The 15,319-nt window shown below is 62.3% G+C and carries 8 protein-coding genes and 2 pseudogenes; all 10 read right to left on the bottom strand.

Going from position 1 to position 15,319, the window contains the following annotated elements; all coding sequences use genetic code 11:
- Positions 1 to 1,583: 1,583 nt before the first annotated feature.
- The 10 genes and pseudogenes from G6N25_RS13825 to G6N25_RS13780 all read right to left on the bottom strand — a co-directional run bounded on the left by G6N25_RS13825 (position 1,584) and on the right by G6N25_RS13780 (position 15,273).
- Entirely contained in the window at positions 1,584 to 2,660 is a 1,077-nt protein-coding gene (locus G6N25_RS13825; protein WP_163672450.1) for an AAA family ATPase, read from the bottom strand.
- 170 nt (positions 2,661 to 2,830) lie between these two features.
- A complete protein-coding gene (locus G6N25_RS13820) occupies positions 2,831 to 4,072 on the bottom strand; it encodes a hypothetical protein (protein ID WP_163672448.1) in 1,242 nt (413 codons plus the stop codon).
- A gap of 125 nt (positions 4,073 to 4,197) precedes the next feature.
- A pseudogene (locus G6N25_RS24480) lies at positions 4,198 to 4,860 on the bottom strand (PGRS repeat-containing protein); the annotation flags it as partial.
- Positions 4,861 to 6,623: 1,763 nt separating this feature from the next.
- Complete coding sequence (locus G6N25_RS13810; RefSeq protein ID WP_083077664.1) at positions 6,624 to 7,709, bottom strand: IS630 family transposase; 1,086 nt, start codon at positions 7,707 to 7,709, stop codon at positions 6,624 to 6,626.
- 338 nt (positions 7,710 to 8,047) lie between these two features.
- Complete coding sequence (locus G6N25_RS13805; RefSeq protein WP_083072136.1) at positions 8,048 to 9,109, bottom strand: AAA family ATPase; 1,062 nt, start codon at positions 9,107 to 9,109, stop codon at positions 8,048 to 8,050.
- Between the two features lie 163 nt (positions 9,110 to 9,272).
- Positions 9,273 to 10,550 carry a hypothetical protein gene (locus tag G6N25_RS13800; RefSeq protein ID WP_158084843.1) on the bottom strand — a complete coding sequence of 426 codons (1,278 nt, stop codon included), beginning with the start codon at positions 10,548 to 10,550 and terminating at the stop codon, positions 9,273 to 9,275.
- Positions 10,551 to 10,597: 47 nt separating this feature from the next.
- Positions 10,598 to 11,277 (bottom strand): annotated as a pseudogene (locus tag G6N25_RS24585) (hypothetical protein); the annotation flags it as partial.
- Between the two features lie 337 nt (positions 11,278 to 11,614).
- Positions 11,615 to 11,908: a hypothetical protein gene (locus G6N25_RS13790; RefSeq protein WP_083072139.1), complete on the bottom strand. Its 294-nt coding sequence runs from the start codon at positions 11,906 to 11,908 to the stop codon at positions 11,615 to 11,617.
- Between the two features lie 1,195 nt (positions 11,909 to 13,103).
- The gene (locus G6N25_RS13785) at positions 13,104 to 14,291 is read right to left on the bottom strand and encodes an acyl-CoA dehydrogenase family protein (RefSeq protein WP_083072140.1); all 1,188 of its coding nucleotides are present in this window, start codon (positions 14,289 to 14,291) and stop codon (positions 13,104 to 13,106) included.
- The gene (locus G6N25_RS13780; RefSeq protein WP_083072141.1) at positions 14,275 to 15,273 is read right to left on the bottom strand and encodes an acyl-CoA dehydrogenase family protein; all 999 of its coding nucleotides are present in this window, start codon (positions 15,271 to 15,273) and stop codon (positions 14,275 to 14,277) included. The genes G6N25_RS13785 and G6N25_RS13780 overlap by 17 nt, the downstream gene beginning before the upstream one ends.
- Between the last annotated feature and the right edge of the window lie 46 nt (positions 15,274 to 15,319).

Raw genomic sequence — 15,319 nt, 5'->3', positions numbered from 1 at the left:
GAGTGCACCTGCGCCGATACCGTTCATCGCCGTGGTGCCCGCGTTAGCGGCGGTGCCGACGGCGCCCATCACGGGTTGGATGATGGGGTTGATGATCATGTCGAGCACCCCGGCCTGGGCAGCAGGTGCGGCGGCCATCGGGGTTATGGTGGCGGTCAGAAAAGCACCCGCGGCGCTGCCTAGGCCGATCACACGGCCACGACGAGCCGCCTTGGCGTTGCGTGAGCGGCGGTCCCGCCTCATGCTGTGCTGTTTACGCTTCATCTGGGCACCTTCCTGTCATGACCGATAGAGCGATGTGTCAGAGCCGTACGTAAAACCGGGTGCTGGTGACTTTCGTTCTGGATTCACAGTGTGTTGTGGATAACGACATGCTGAACATACTTAAGAATTACGTCGAGAAAATCGTGCAATACACTGGGTAATTGGCTTCGGTGAGAGGAAATTGGCAGCAAAAAGGCTGCACAAAATAACCCCGGAATTATTGGCTTTTCGGAATGCTTGCGGGCGCTGTCGCACCCCGCGACTGGGCGGCATCGTTGAGTATCGATCCGAGAGCAAGTGCGGTCGTGTTGTCGGTCACCCGCCGCGGCGCGCGGCGTGGGAAGGGAACGTCGCCATCGGGGTGGGGGCTGCGATCGGGAGGGTCTGGTAGGCAGGTGCGGCCGGGTCGGTGGGCCAGCAATGTGGGGCGATCTCGTCGGTGTTGACGAAGACACTTTTCGGCGATCACCTGCTGGGATTCGGCGACCCTCGTTGAGGACAGCGTGATTAGGGGTTCTTGCCCCGTTGTCTAGGTGAGTGGCTGCCGCTTCTCGGCGTCCCCTACTGGACGGTGTGGGTAGTGGGGTGCTTTGTCTTCGTGTGGGCCGGCGCAGCATGTTTGACGCGGGAATGTCTACCTGGACGGTGACACGGGCCGCGTCGAGCAGAGGATCGCGACAATCGGGGCAATCCTGAGAAAAGATGAGATTACTCCTGGTGGCATGAGTCCATCACGACGTGTCGGCTACATGCCGAGGAAGCGCGCTATAGCAAACTCAGTTATCCGCTGTATTCCTTGCCAAACGACCTTATAGTAATGGGCGCAGCTATCGTGAGTAGAGAGCGGGTACGGGTCCGGCTTGTTACCGGCAGGTACTTTCACACTGAACTATCACAGCGCCGGAGAGATGTTGCTGACATACGCGGTAGTGCATACTCACCAGTGTTTTCGCGACCTTTTGGGGATTGCTGGACGGCGTGTTTCCGAAGTGATCGGCAAATGTCTACCGAAAACCCTGCAGGCTCAGGTTCTTCTTAAGTACGTACAGTTCGCCGGCCCGGTAAGGACCGGCCTTCACCGTGAACCACCCAAGCCCGGCTCCCTCTCAGCGAATCGCTTCGTTGTCACCACCCTGAAGTGGTTACGGAGCAGCCTTTTTAGATGCGGCTGGTCCTCATACCACGCGAGAAAGCGTCGCGGGGATGGCGAGCAGCCGGCCCACTCTCATTACCGCTGTGACGACATAACAGGCTGTGGCGAGGACCCCAGTCCGTCCGCAATGGTCACTAGCGATGCCGGCGGGTGCCAGTATGTCGCTTCATATTCCTGTGGGTGGATGCGTTGCGGTGAGGGCGCGTTGCATGTCGGTGGTGTTGACGTGGAGGACACCGGGGTTGGTGCGGAGGAGGTGTTCGAGGTCGCGGCGGTGGGGTGCGAGTCGGTGTAGCCGGCGCAGCCGTGCACGCCGACACGTCAGAACCACGTCACATGCGTAGTGGGCGTTGCCGGCGACGTCGAGCAGCGTGCCGTGGCCGTGGGGGATCGACCGCAACCGGGCCGCTTCGGCGCGCAGTAGTTCCCATGCGGTGTCTTCGACGTGGAGGTTTTCCTTGCCGGCTAAGCGGTGCCCGAGAGCCACGATGTCGTCGGGGGTGGGGCTGGTGAAAGCCACGGTGTGGGGGAATCGACCGGCCAGCCCCGCATGAGCCGTCAAGAACTCCCGCATGGGGGTGGGGTGGCCGGCGAGAATGACGACCAGCTCGCCGCGGTAATCCGCCACGCACGCCTGCAGGGCGGCGATCACATCCCCACCCCAGGAGAGGCTTTCGGTGTGGGGGACCAACTGGTGGGCTTCGTCGAGGAACAACACCCCACCACGCGCGTCGTCGCACACGGTTTTCATTCTGGCGGCGCTGTGTGAAGGATCGTCTACCACGATGTCGTGGGCGGTGATCTCGGTGACTTGTGGGCGGGTGAGGGTGCCTAACCCGAATAGCACTTCAGCGATGATTCGGGCGAACGCTTTTTTCGCTGTGCCCGCCGCGCCGAGAAACACCATGTGGTTTTCCCGGCAGGACGTCACCGCGCCACCATGCTCAACACGATGATGGTGGGGGTTGTTTTGTAGGGCGGTGCGCCATGTCGTGAAGTGTTCTTTGGCTTCGGCTAGACCGATCAGTTCGTCGATGCGTGCTTGGGCCCACTCCAGCACCTCCTGACACTCCGCGGCCAGGACAGCATCCGCGCGCGCGTCGCGACCGGTGCTGATGGTGACGTTTCGGCATCTGGGCTCCGCGAGCACTGGGCGTGTTCGTGGAATCAGCCAGATACCTGTAGCACCCAGGACCTCGTCAGTGGTGTCTTCGTCATCCCACTCTCGCCAGCCCACAGACATCAGCAACCACCGGTCATACCCGCTGGCGGTACGGGGTTAGCGCCACACCACCACCCGGGCGCCACCCACCAGATCCCGGTCATCGTGATACCTCCCACACCCGGGCGTATGCCGGCGACCGTTGATCGGGTCGCCGGCACACCACCGCAGCAACAACGAAATGGTGGGGCTTACAGCGCCGACAGGATGTGCAGCGCAACCTTGGAGAGGTCGACCGACAGGGTTGTCGCCAACGACCCCGCCAGATTCGCCCCCAACGACCCCGCCACCTCCGCCGCCAACGACGGACCCAACGACGCCGCAATATTGGTCACCGCCGCCGGATCAAACGCCTTGAGCACACCAGCCGACACACCAGGCAAACCAGCCGCCACGCTGGCGGCGATACCGCCACCGTTGAGGGCCGCTGCCGCACCCGCGGCATTGCTGCCACCAAAGAGTCCTTCGAGGGTACTGATCAGCTGGTTGATGGCAAGCTGCGGCGAGGGCCAACCATTGAGGAACTGGCTGACGAATTGCTGGGCTCCCGTCGACAGGCTGCCGCCATTCACGATGTTTTGACTATTAGGAGCGACGATAGCCTTCGCAAGGGCATTTGAAACAAACGAATACTCGGTGTATAGACTGGAATATGGCGTATTGATAAGGCCCAAATTGGGTTGCGACCCCCCGTTTAATCCATTAATGAATCCATTCAACGTCACGGGCGGAACATTGAGCAAGTTGAGGACTGTCCCAGCCAGATCTCCGCTGTTGGCTGAATTGATGGCCAGCTGTAAGCTGGATCCGAATGTTCCCGCGACAGATCCTGGCGCGGTAACAACGTAATAACCAAAATTCGTTACACCGGTGGTCAGCAGTGTGTTGACTGCATATCCGAAGTTCGTTGCCATATTTTCAGGGATAGTTAACGTAGCTTCCATTGGTTGCCCGATGTCAACAAGGGGCCCCGTATAGAAAGCGTAGACCATGCTACTCATCCAGCCGGCAACGTTGCCCGCGATCAGGTCGCGAGATCCCGTGTATAACAGAGGAACAAAATCGTAGACCCCGGGTCCGGTGAAGTATTTGATAGCGTCGGTCGCGCCGATCTGCGTTGTCGAAACATAGAGATTGCCGAACTGAAGCCAGTTCGCAGCCAGCTGCTGCGCAAGCGGGAACGGAAGACTGAGAAAGTCCTGCGTTACCGTCTGCAGATTGGTCTGCGTCGTTTGGATGAGGTCCATCCAACTTTGAATCGGGTTGACGACCGTATCGGCCAGCGCTACCGCGCGGTGCTCGACATTAACCACGTGCTGCTGAATACCTGCAGCCACGTCGTTGGACACCGCCGGGATTAGGGCGATAATGCTGGCGCCCACTGCCGCGGCGCCCGCAGCCACGAGCGGCCGGAAAGCTATTCGCTGTTGCATGTGCTGTGATCCTTTGCTATCGGTGGTCGGAATGTTCGTGGACTACTGGTGATGCGTCCTGCAATGAATTGGCTATAGGTTCGATATGGCTTCGACACGAGACAATCCGTGCCTCTACTGGGGTGTTAGCCAGTGCCGTACGCGCCAGCGATGCCGCTTTGGCCAAGGAGCCCCGCTAACCCGCCGCCCCCGCCGTAGCCGGTGGTCAGGCCGCCGTTGCCCCCGTTGCCACCGTTGCCCGCGAGTATCCCGCCCAGGCCGCCCGCCCCACCTTTGCCGCCGAACTTGGCGCCGCCGGCCGCGCCGCCGACACCACCCGCGCCCCCGTTACCGACTAGGAAGCCGCCACTACCACCCGCTCCCCCGTAACCGGCCGTACCGTGCCCGGCGATGCCGATGCCGACGCCCCCGGCGCCCCCTGCGCCGCCGTTACCGAACAGGAAGCCGCCAGCACCGCCCGCTCCGCCCAAAGGACCCTTATTGGCGGAGGTGGCGGTGGCGGCGCCGGCGATACCACCTGCACCCCCGTTGCCCATTAGCATGCCGCCGTTACCGCCAAGCCCACCGGCGCCACCTGCGGCACCGGCGCCGCCAACACCGCCGTTGCCGATCAGTCCGGCGGCGCCGCCGGCCAAACCGGCCGGATTAGTGGCGGTTCCGGCGGCACCGGCCCCGCCATTACCGAACAGGAACCCGCCGGAGCCGAGGTTGCCGCTCAACCCGAACTGGCCGAGCAGCGAGGTGTTGGTTCCGGTGAAGTTGTTGACACCGTTGCCGATCAGATCGCGCCCGAACACGGCGACGAACGGGGCATTGATCACCCCATCCACTTGCTGACCGGTCGGGCTGACAATCCACGACTGACCGGCCATATAGATCGTGTTATAGAAATTGCTGAAGCCGCCGTACACGAGGTTGTTCAGCTGAACATTCCCGGCAGCGTTGGCCGCAGCAGCGCTGGCATGCAGACCTTCGAGGGCGGTGCTCAACCCGCCGACGTTGAGGGCAGCCGCAGCGCTGGCATGCATACTCTCCAGGGCCGCATTCAGTCCGCCGGCATTAAAGGCGGCAGCACTGGCATTAAGGCTGTTGGTGATGCTGGCCAGGGCGGCCGAATGCACACCCTCGAAAGCCGCCGCACTCGCATTAAGACTATTCGTGATGCCCTGGAGGGCGCCCGCTTGCAAGCCCGCGAGCGCACCCGCACCGAAACCATTCATCGCCGTGGTACCCGCGGCGGCAGCCGTGCTAGCAGCGCCCATCACGGGTTGGATGATCGGGTTGATGATCATATCCAGCACCCCGGCCTGCGCGGAAGGCGCCGCAACCACCGGGGTCATCGCGGCGGTCAGGAACGCGCCAGCCGCCGTACCCAGGCCGACGACACGGCCACGGTTCGCCTTGGTGTTGCGGCGGTCTCGCCTCATGCTGTGCTGCTTACGCTTCATCTGAGCGCCTTCCTGTCATGACCGATAAAACGAGTCGGAGCCATACCTAAAACCGGGGGCTGGGCGACCTTCGATCTGGATCCACAGTGTGTTTTGGATAACGACACGCTGAACATACCTAAGAATTACGTCGAGAAAATCGTGCAATACACTCGGTAATTAATTGTGGTGAGACGAAATTGGCAGCAAAAGAATCCGCCTAAAAAGCCCCGAAAATTATTGGCCTTTCGAAAATGCTTGACGGCGCTGTCGCACCCCACGACTGGGTGGCATCGTCGAATGTCGATCCGAGAGCAAGTGCGGCCGTGTTGGCGGTCACCCGCCGAGGCTCGTGGCGTGGAAAGGGAACGTCGCTATCGGGGTGGGGGCTGCGATCGGGAGGGTCTGGTAGGCAGGTGCCGCCGGGCCAGCGGGCCGGCGAGGTGTGGGAGTCTCGTCGGTGTGGATGAAGACGTTTCTTAGCGATCATCTGCTGGGATTCGGCGATCGTCGTTGAGGACAGCGTAATTAGGGGTTCTTGCCCTGGTGCCCGGGTGAGTGGGCGGCCCGCTTCTCGGTGTCCCTACTGGCCGGCGCGGGTAGCGGGTGCGTTGTCTTTGTGTGGGCCGGCGCAGCGTGTTTGACGCGGAAATCGAGAGCGATGGCCACCGCGGGCTGGCCGGGGTGGCGGGTGTTGTTGGAGGTGTCTACCTGGACGGTGACATGGGGTCGCGTCGAGCAGGGGGTCGCGACGATCGGGGTGAACCTGAGAAAAAGTGAGATTGCTCCCTGGTGGCATCGGGTCATCACGATGTGTCGGATGCATGCTGGCGCAGTGTGTCACAGCAAATTCAGTAATGTGCTGTACTCCGTGCCAAATAGCCTAATGGCAAGGATTGCAGCTATCGTGAGTGGGAGGCGGGTACGGGCCAGGCTTGTTACCGGCAGGTACTTTCAAACTGAACTATTACAGTGCCGGAGAGCTGTTGCTGACATACGCAGTAGTGCATGCTCACCAGTGTTTTTGCAACTTTTCGGGGATTGCTGGACGGTGTGTTTCCGAAGTGATCGGCAAATGTCCACCGAAAACCCTGTGGGCTCAGGTTCTTCTTAGGTATGTACAGCTAGTGTCCTGAGTCATTAATTCTGGTGCAGTAGTTGCCGATGCTGGTCAGGATTTGGTCGGCGGTCTTGGTCCAGACGTAGGGGCGGGGGTTGTCGTTCCAGGTTTGGATCCAGGCGCGGATGTCGGTGTTGAGTTGTCTTACCGAGGTGTGGGTGGCGCGACGCAGCTTTTTGGTGGTCAGCTCGGAAAACCAGCGTTCGACAAGGTTGAGCCATGACGAGCTGGTCGGGGTGAAGTGCAGCACGAACCGGGGATGGTTGGTCAGCCACCGCTTCACCGCCGGTGTCTTGTGTGTGGAGGCGTTGTCGAGCACGACGTGGCAGTCCAGGTCAGCGGGGACTTCGGCGTCGATCTTTTTGAGGAACGCCAGGAACTCCCGGCTGCGGTGGCGAGCGTGCAGGGATCCGATGACTTTGCCTGTGGCCAGGTCCAGGGCGGCGTACAGACTTGAGGTGCCATGTCGGATGTAGTCGTGGCTGGCCCGCACCGGAGTGCCAGGCAGCATCGGAAACACCGGTTGGGTGCGGTTGAGGGCCTGGATCTGGGTCTTCTCGTCGACGCAGAGCACGACCGCGCGTTCGGGTGGGTCCAGGTAGAGCCCGACCACGTCGCGGACCTTCTCGACGAACAGTGGATCCTTGGACAATTTCCACGAATCTTGTTTGTGCGGAGCCAATCCGAATGCCCGCCAGACCCGCGAGACCATCGACTGGCTCAAGCCCAGATGCTCGGCCATCGACCGGGTCGACCAGTGCGTGGCATCAGGTGGAGTGGTCTCCAACGTCGCGGTGACCAAGTCTTTGATCCGCTCATCGCCGATGACCCGGGGCCGGCCAGGACGCGGCTCGTCTAGCAAGCCGTCACAACGGTCAACGACGAACCGATTGCGCCACCGGCGCACCGTCGTGATCGACAATCCCAACCGTTGGGCCAGTTCGGTATTCGTCCCGCCCTCGGCGGCCGCCAACACAATTCGCGACCGCATCGCCAACCCCGCCGCACTGCTGCGCCGTCGTGCCCACCCCTCCAACTCGGTCCGCTCGTCGGCGGTCAACACGATCTCGGCAGCACGGGGAGCAGGCACAACCCAGTCTAACAGCTAGATCATAATTAATGACTCACAACACTAGCACGACCGGCCCGTAAGGCCATGGTCACGAACCACTCCGCTGTCGTCTGCCACGAAGTGGGATTACTGACACATACCTTCCGATAGAAAACTGACATAACTCGCACGTCGCATCCGGGATTCTGGGTGTCGACGCGCGAAGTGCGTCGGTTGCCTGCTGAAGGGGTTCAGGGTTCGCCGAGACTGAATCCCCCATTGAGGATATTCAGCGAGTCGAGAACCGCGAACCCAACAAGCGCGAGCAGGAGCACGTGAGGCGGATCTATTGTTGTTGTGTGCCTGGCGGTTTGGGGTCAGCCGGTTGTTACGGCTGGGTGTGAGGCGGTGAGGGCGCGTTGCATGTCTGTGGTGCTGACGTGGAGAACACCGGGGTCGGTGCGGACGAGGTGTTTAAGGTCGCCGCGGTTGGGCGCCAGTCGGTTTAGTCGGCGAAGCCGCGCACGCCGACACATGGAGATCACGTCGTGTGCGTAGTGGGCGTTGCCGGCGGCATCGAGCAGCGTGGCGTGGCCGTAGGGGATCGACCGCAACCGGGTTGCTTCGGTGCGCAGCAGCTCCCATACCGTGTCCCCCACGACCAGGTTCTCCTTACCGGCTATACGGCGCCCGATGGCGACGACTTGGGCGGGGGTGTAGCTGGCGAAGCTCATCGTGACCGGGAATCGGCCGGCTAGCTCGTGGTGAGTGGTGAGGAAGTCCTGCATGGGGTCGGGGTAGCCGGCGAGGATGACGACCAGCTCGTCGCGGTACTCCGCCATACACGTTTGGAGCATGGTCAGCGCATCCACACCCCACGAGTGACCTGCGGTCTGTGGGGCTAGCCGGTAGGCCTCCTCGATAAACAACACCCCACCCCGGGCATCGTCACACACACTCTTCATCGCCACCGCGCTACGCGAAAGACCCCCCACCACCACATCCTCCACGCTCACCTCCGTCACGTCTGGGCGCGCGATGGTGCCTAACCCGAACAACACCTCACCGATCACCCGGGCAAACGTCCTTTTCGCCGTCCCCGGCGCGCCGAGAAACACCATGTGATTGTCCGCACAAGTGGGCACCGCGCCGCTGTGCTGGCTGGTTTGCAGGACGGTGCGCCACCCCGCGAAGCGTTCCTTGGCTTCGACCACACCGATCAACTCATCAACACGGGCCTGCGCCCAATCCAGGACTTCCTGATGTTCGCGAGACAGCACCGTCCCGGCATGCGCGTCGCGACTGGTGTCGGGGGTGACGACCCGACATCTGGGCTCCACCACCAGCGTGGGGGCCCGGGGAATCAACCAGACACCGGTAGCACCCAACACCTCATCGGCGGCGTCGCCCTCATCCCATGCCCGCCAACCCACAGACATCAACAACCACCGGCCATACCCACAAGCAGCAAAGAATCAACGCCACACCACCACACGGGTGCCGCCCACCAAATCATCGAAAGCACCTCCCACACCCCGGGCGTGTGCCGGCGACCCCAACCGGGGCCGCCGGCACACCCCACAACCACCAAAGGAAAGGGACTTACAGCGCCGACAGAATGTGCAGCGCGACCTTTGAGAGGTCAACGGACAGCGTTGTCGCCAACGACCCCGCCAGATTCGCCCCCAACGACGAACCCAATGATCCCGCGACCTCCGCCGCCAACGACGGACCCAACGACCCCGCAATACTGGTCACCGCCGCCGGATCAAACCCCTTCAACACACCAACCGACAAACCAGGCAAACCAGCCGACAGAATGCTGGCAGCCGGCGCCAGGGCCGCGAAGTCGCCCCCGTTCGCCGCCGCGGCCGAGACACCAGATTTACTCAGCGCATAATCAATGACGTTTAGCAGATTATTGAACACTTCCTGCGCGGTGGGCCAGCCATTGGTCAGCGCGTTAAAGAAGTCCTGATACGCAGTCAAGAGACTGCCGCCACTCATGATGTTCTGGGCGCCGGGGGCAACGATCTCGGGAGCAAGTTGCTGTGGGATCGTTAGAAACAGGGTTTTGGCAAGACCGGATCCGTCACTAATCAAGCCGGCGTTGTAGGCTCCGCCGCTGTAGGATCCGTTGAGGAGCGCGTTTGTCACTGCGCCAGGGATATCAACCGCGTTGACCAGAGCACCCACTGCGTCCCCGGCGGTGAATGAATTATAAATATTTTGCAGGCTAGTGCCGAGTGCCTGTTCGAACTCGCCGGGCAAGTCGAAGACAAATATTACACCGATATCCGCTATAGCGTTGACTGTTAGGAAATTAGTCGCGCTCGAGAGATTCAGCGTGATAGGGTTAAGGATTTGCGGAATCTTTTCGAGTGGTTCCAAGACGTTTACGAACGGGTTGATATATAGAGCCTGCACCAGGGTGTCAACCGCGCCCTTGGTGCCGCTGAAGTTGCCCGCCGCTGCCTCAGCCAATCCCGTTTGGATAAGCGGTACGAGATCTGAACTACCAGTCCCGAGGAAGTAATTGACAGCGGCGTTTGCGGCCGTATGATACGGGCTCACATAATCGACTCCGTACTGCAAAAAGTTGGCGGTTACCTGCTCCAACCCCGGGAACGGATACGCTTGAAATTGCGTGACAAGCGATTGGATATTGATGCCCGCCGCCTGGAAAGTGTCGATCCAGGTTTGTATGGGGTTGGCGACGGTATCGGCGAGCTCTATCGCGCGGTGCTGGATAGCGACAGTACCGCGCTGGAGATCAGACGCGACATCCGTTGAGAGCACCGGTGTCAGGGCGATCACGCCGGCACCGACCGCTGCGGCGCCCGCGGTGGCGAGGGGCCGAAGGGCTGTTAGCTGTTGCATGTGCTTTGTTCCTTTGCTGTTTGTGATCTGGATGTTCGTAGGGGGTATTAGCTGCCCGCGTAGACGCCGGCCGCACCGTTTTGGCCGAGGATCCCGGCGAGGCCGCCGAGCCCGGCATAACCGTCCGGGATACCGCCGTTGCCGCCATTACCACCGTTGCCGGCCAAGATCCCGCTGAGACCGCCGGCACCACCTTTGCCGCCGAATTTTCCGGTAGAGCTGCCGACGCCACCGATGCCCCCGTTACCGACCAGGACGCCGCCGTTACCGCCAGCCCGCCGTAACCGCCCAGCGAGCCGGAACCGCTGGAACCGGCAGCGCCACCAGCACCACCGGCACCACCGGCACCACCGGCACCACCGTTACCGAATAGCAAGCCACCGTTGCCGCCGGCACCACCAAGGACGCCGTGACTGCTGGTGCTGGTGCCACCGACACCACCAGCGCCGCCGCTACCGAGCAGGAAGCCGCCATTACCGCCAGCGCCACCGGCACCACCAGCGCCGCTGGTAGCGTTGAAACCGGCACCGCCGATGCCGCCGTTGCCGATCAGCCCGGCGGACCCGCCGACAAGACCATTGGGACTGGCGGCGGTACCGGCTGCGCCGGCCCCGCCATCGCCGAACAAGAACCCGCCATCGTGGAGGCTGCCGTTGAGCCCGAGCTGGCCGAGCAGCGAGGTGTTGGGACCGGTGGCACCGTTAACGCCGTTGCCGATCAGATCGCGCCCGAACAAGTAGAGGAACGGCGCGTTGATGACTCCGTCCACTTGCTGACCGGTCGGGCTGACAAGCCAGGTCTGTCCGGCGGTGTAGATCGTGGTGTAGACATTGCTAAAACCGCCATACACGAGGTTGTTCAACTGCACATTCCCCGCAGCGTTGGCCGCGGCCGCACTGAGCCCCCCACCACTAAAGGCCGCCGCGGCACTGGCATGCAGGCCTTCCAGGGCCGCATTCAGTCCGCCGGTATTAAAGGCGGCAGCACTGGCGTTAAGGCTGCTGGTGATGCTGGCCAGGGCAGCCGAATGCACACCCTCGAAAGCCGCCGCACCCGCATTGAGACTATTCGTGATACCTTGAAGGGCACCAGGTGTGCAGGCCCGCGAGCGCACCCGCACCGAAACCGTTCATCGCCGTGGTGCCCGCGGCGGCAGCCGTGCTGGCGGCGCCCATGATGGGCTGGATGATCGGGTTGATGATCACGTCGAGCACCCCCGCCTGGGCGGGAGGCGCAACCATCGGGGTTATGGTGGCGGTCAGGAATGCACCCGCGGCCGTGCTGAGGCCGACCACACGGCCACGGCTCGCCTTCGCGTTGCGGCGGTTCCGCCTCATGCTGTGCTGCTTACGCTTCATCTGAGCGCCTTCCTGTCATAACCGCTAGAGCGATGCGTCAGAGCCGTACGTGGAGAAGAACCCGGGTGCTAGCAACCTTCGAGGGGCAGGTCACGATCCGCTCCGGGACCAACTCCTTTGTGCGTTCTGGTTAACGACTCGCTGAACATACCTGAAAAATATGTTGAGCAGATCGTGCAATAAAATGGGTAATTAGCTGCGGTGATAGGAATTCGTAGCAAAAGAAATCCGCACAAAATGAACCCGGAATTATTATCGTTTTGAAATTCTTGTCGGCGTCGCCGCACCCCACGACTTGGTGGCATTTCCGCCCGGCCGGCAACTCGCGATGCAGGCCGCCGGCTGGCGTACTCGACAGAGTCGACCGTTACAGCAGGGACACTGCCGCCGAACGGGCGATCACCGAGGCGCGACGTCTGGGACTTGGGGACTTGTGAAACGACATGGCCGTTACCGCCGCCAAGCACCCGGAGGAGAAGTCACCGCGCTATTACCCATCAGGCGCCCGATCGCGGCAGCGCGGCCCCATCGACGGCACGCTTTTTCTCGAGTTTTGTGCCTGACAAGACATAACGACCGCGGCCCCGCCGGTTCCCACGCCTTTCGTGGCGAGTGACCACAGCAAACAAGATGCCTTCGCTATATAAGCTGGCAGATGCCTATCGGAATCGAGTAGCAGTTAACGTGAGTGCGCGACGCTTTGCTACTGGCAGGTACTTTCAAACTGAACTATCACAGCGCCGGATCTAGTTTGCCATTCTATGCGCGTAGTACACGTCTACCAGCGAGCTTTCGATTCCGAGAAGGTTGCGAGACTGCGGTTTCCCAGGCTAATCCCCTAATGTTTGCCGAAAGCCCCACAACCTCAGGTTCTTTTCAGGTATATCGTGCTCGCCGGCACTTCACATCGAACAAATGAGCGGATCGCCGCCAGCGTCGCGGTAGCCAGCGTCGCGGTAGCCAGCTCCGCCGTCATCGCCCGCGGGGCCGATGACCGGCATCTACCCGATCTTCACGTGGCCAACACGTGGTGGTCTCGCTCGTAAGTTCGTCGGGGGTTGCTACCAGAACCGCTGGCGCCGAGTCTGCGCTGGTGGTGTCGAACCTGTGTTCAGGTCAGCTTTCCCTTGGCATCGCTGCCACCGCAATCTCGGCGCCTCAGCGAACAGACCCGACGAACTTACGGGCGAGACCGCTAGCCACGCGGTAGGCCGAGCACTCGCTGGGCGACGATGTTGCGCTGGATCTCCGAGGTCCCGCCGGCGATGGTGCCGGAGAAGCTGCGGGCGTAGCGCTCGAACCAGCTGGCGAAATAGTGGTCGAGATTCATGTGCGCGTACGGGCCGGTCTGCCCCGGGTGGATGAGCCCGCCCGCTCCGGCGGACGACAAGGCGTGTTCGGTCCCGCGTAGCTCGGCTTCCGAACCCAGGAGCTTGAGCACCGATATCGCGGCCACGTGGTCTTCGCCGCGAGCGGCGCGAGCCAAGGCCACCGACCCCAGCAAGCGCAGCGCCTGTTTGTCCATGATCAGGGTGGCGTATTGGTCGCGTTCGAGCCGCGTGCCGGGACGCCAATCGGCAATCAGGTTGTCCATTCGATCGGCAAAGCCCAGCCACATCATCGTGCGCTCGTGCCCGAGCGACCCGTTGGCCACCCGCCAGCCCTGGTCGAGCTCACCCACCAGGTTCTCAGCCGGCACCCGCACATCGGTGAAGAACACCTCGTTGAAATCCAGGTCGTCGGCGGAACAGATCGACGGGAACGGCCGCCGCACCACACCTGGAGTGTCGGTGGGGATCACCAGCACACTGATTCCCTTGTGTTTCGGCACATCTGGATTGGTACGCACGAACGTCAACAAAACATCGGCGTCGTGCGCCCCGGAGGTCCACACCTTCTGCCCATTGACCACGAAGTGATCGCCTTGCGAATCTGAGCCACGCACCGCACGGGTACGTAGCGACGCCAGATCAGACCCAGCACCAGGCTCGCTCATCCCGAGCGAAGCGGTGATCTCGGCCCGCAGGATCGGCACCGCCCAGCGTCGCTTCTGTGCGTCGCTGCCGAACGACAACAGCGATGCCGCAACGATGTTCACGCCTTGCGGATTGAAACTCTGGTAGATCCGCCGGCGACACAACTCCTCGAGGTGGACGAACTGCTGCACGAGCGTCGCGTTGCGCCCACCGAATTCCGGGGGCTGACCGGGCAGCAGCCACCCGTTGTCGAACAGCAGCCGCTGCCACCGACGCGCCCAGGCCGGCACGTGCGAGACCGACCGGGGACGCTCGCTCGTTTCGCTTGCGGGAGGCAGATTCTCATCCAGGAATGCCGAAAACTCCGCCCGAAACGCCTCGACGTCGGGATCAAAAGTCAGCTGCACGGTACTCCTCGGCGATCCGCGCCCGATGCTCTGCCGCGCCGCCGAGCATCAGCTCACCCGCCTTGGCCCGCTTGAGCGCGAACTGCAGGTCGTTCTCCCACGTGAACCCCATCGCGCCGTGCAGTTGCAAGCCGTGCCGGAATACCAGCGACTGGCACTCCCCCGCCGAGGCTTTGGCCATCGCGGCCGCCAACCTGCGCCGGGGATCGTCGGCGGCGATCGTCAACGCGGCGAAGTAGGCCAACGCCCGTGCGCGCTCCACCGCGACATGCATGTCGGCGGCCTTGTGCTGCACGGCCTGGAACGATCCGATCGGCACGCCGAACTGCTGCCTGCTGCGGACGTGGTCGAGGACCATATCGAGGATGCGCTGGCAGGCGCCGACCATCGTGATTGCCATGCCCGTCAACGCAATATGATGCGCACGCTCCGCATCGACGGTCAGCCGCTCACTGTCGGGCAGCCGGACATCGGCGAAGGACAGATCGGCGACATGCAGCACCGGGTCGAACACCGCCGAGCGCCGGGCCGACACCTGATTCGCCGCGACGATGAACACCCCGGCATCGGTGACCACCGCCAACCGGGCCGCACGATCGCCGTCCAGGACATGCCTCGCCGTCCCGTCCAACACCCAGCCGTCGGCGTCCCGGTGCGCCGACACCCCGTCGTGCACCGCGGTGCCCGACTCGTGCGGATCGAACCGATCCGCGGCCAACGGCGCGAACTGGCTCATCGTCGCCAAAAACGGTGTGGGATCGGTTGCGCGGCCCAATTCTTCGAGCACGATGGCCAGCTCCACCGCGCCGGCGGGATCGTTCAGCTCGGTCCAGCCAAGGTCCACATAGGACTTCCATACCGGGCTCGGGTCGACGTTCTCCTCAACCACGCCACGCACTAACGAGGGTGGACACTGCTTGGTGACGACATCGCGCACCGTGCTCTGCCACAGTCGCTGATCAGCATCGAACTCCAAGAGCATCGCAGGCCGCCCTCCTGTCGTCACCGCCATCGCGAGAATAGCATTC

This window comes from Mycobacterium heidelbergense, from assembly GCF_010730745.1.
Taxonomy (GTDB): Bacteria; Actinomycetota; Actinomycetes; order Mycobacteriales; family Mycobacteriaceae; genus Mycobacterium; species Mycobacterium heidelbergense.
This window is presented reverse-complemented; position numbering and strand designations above follow the sequence as displayed.

What these genes read in the sequence shown, in the direction of transcription:
- G6N25_RS13825 (WP_163672450.1), bottom strand. Translation starts at nt 2,660, where the DNA reads ATGTCTGTGGGCTGGCGAGAGTGGGATGACGAAGACACCACTGACGAG.
- G6N25_RS13820 (WP_163672448.1), bottom strand. Translation starts at nt 4,072, where the DNA reads ATGCAACAGCGAATAGCTTTCCGGCCGCTCGTGGCTGCGGGCGCCGCG.
- G6N25_RS13800 (WP_158084843.1), bottom strand. Translation starts at nt 10,550, where the DNA reads ATGCAACAGCTAACAGCCCTTCGGCCCCTCGCCACCGCGGGCGCCGCA.
- G6N25_RS13790 (WP_083072139.1), bottom strand. Translation starts at nt 11,908, where the DNA reads ATGAAGCGTAAGCAGCACAGCATGAGGCGGAACCGCCGCAACGCGAAG.
- G6N25_RS13780 (WP_083072141.1), bottom strand. Translation starts at nt 15,273, where the DNA reads ATGCTCTTGGAGTTCGATGCTGATCAGCGACTGTGGCAGAGCACGGTG.
- G6N25_RS13805 (WP_083072136.1), bottom strand. Translation starts at nt 9,109, where the DNA reads ATGTCTGTGGGTTGGCGGGCATGGGATGAGGGCGACGCCGCCGATGAG.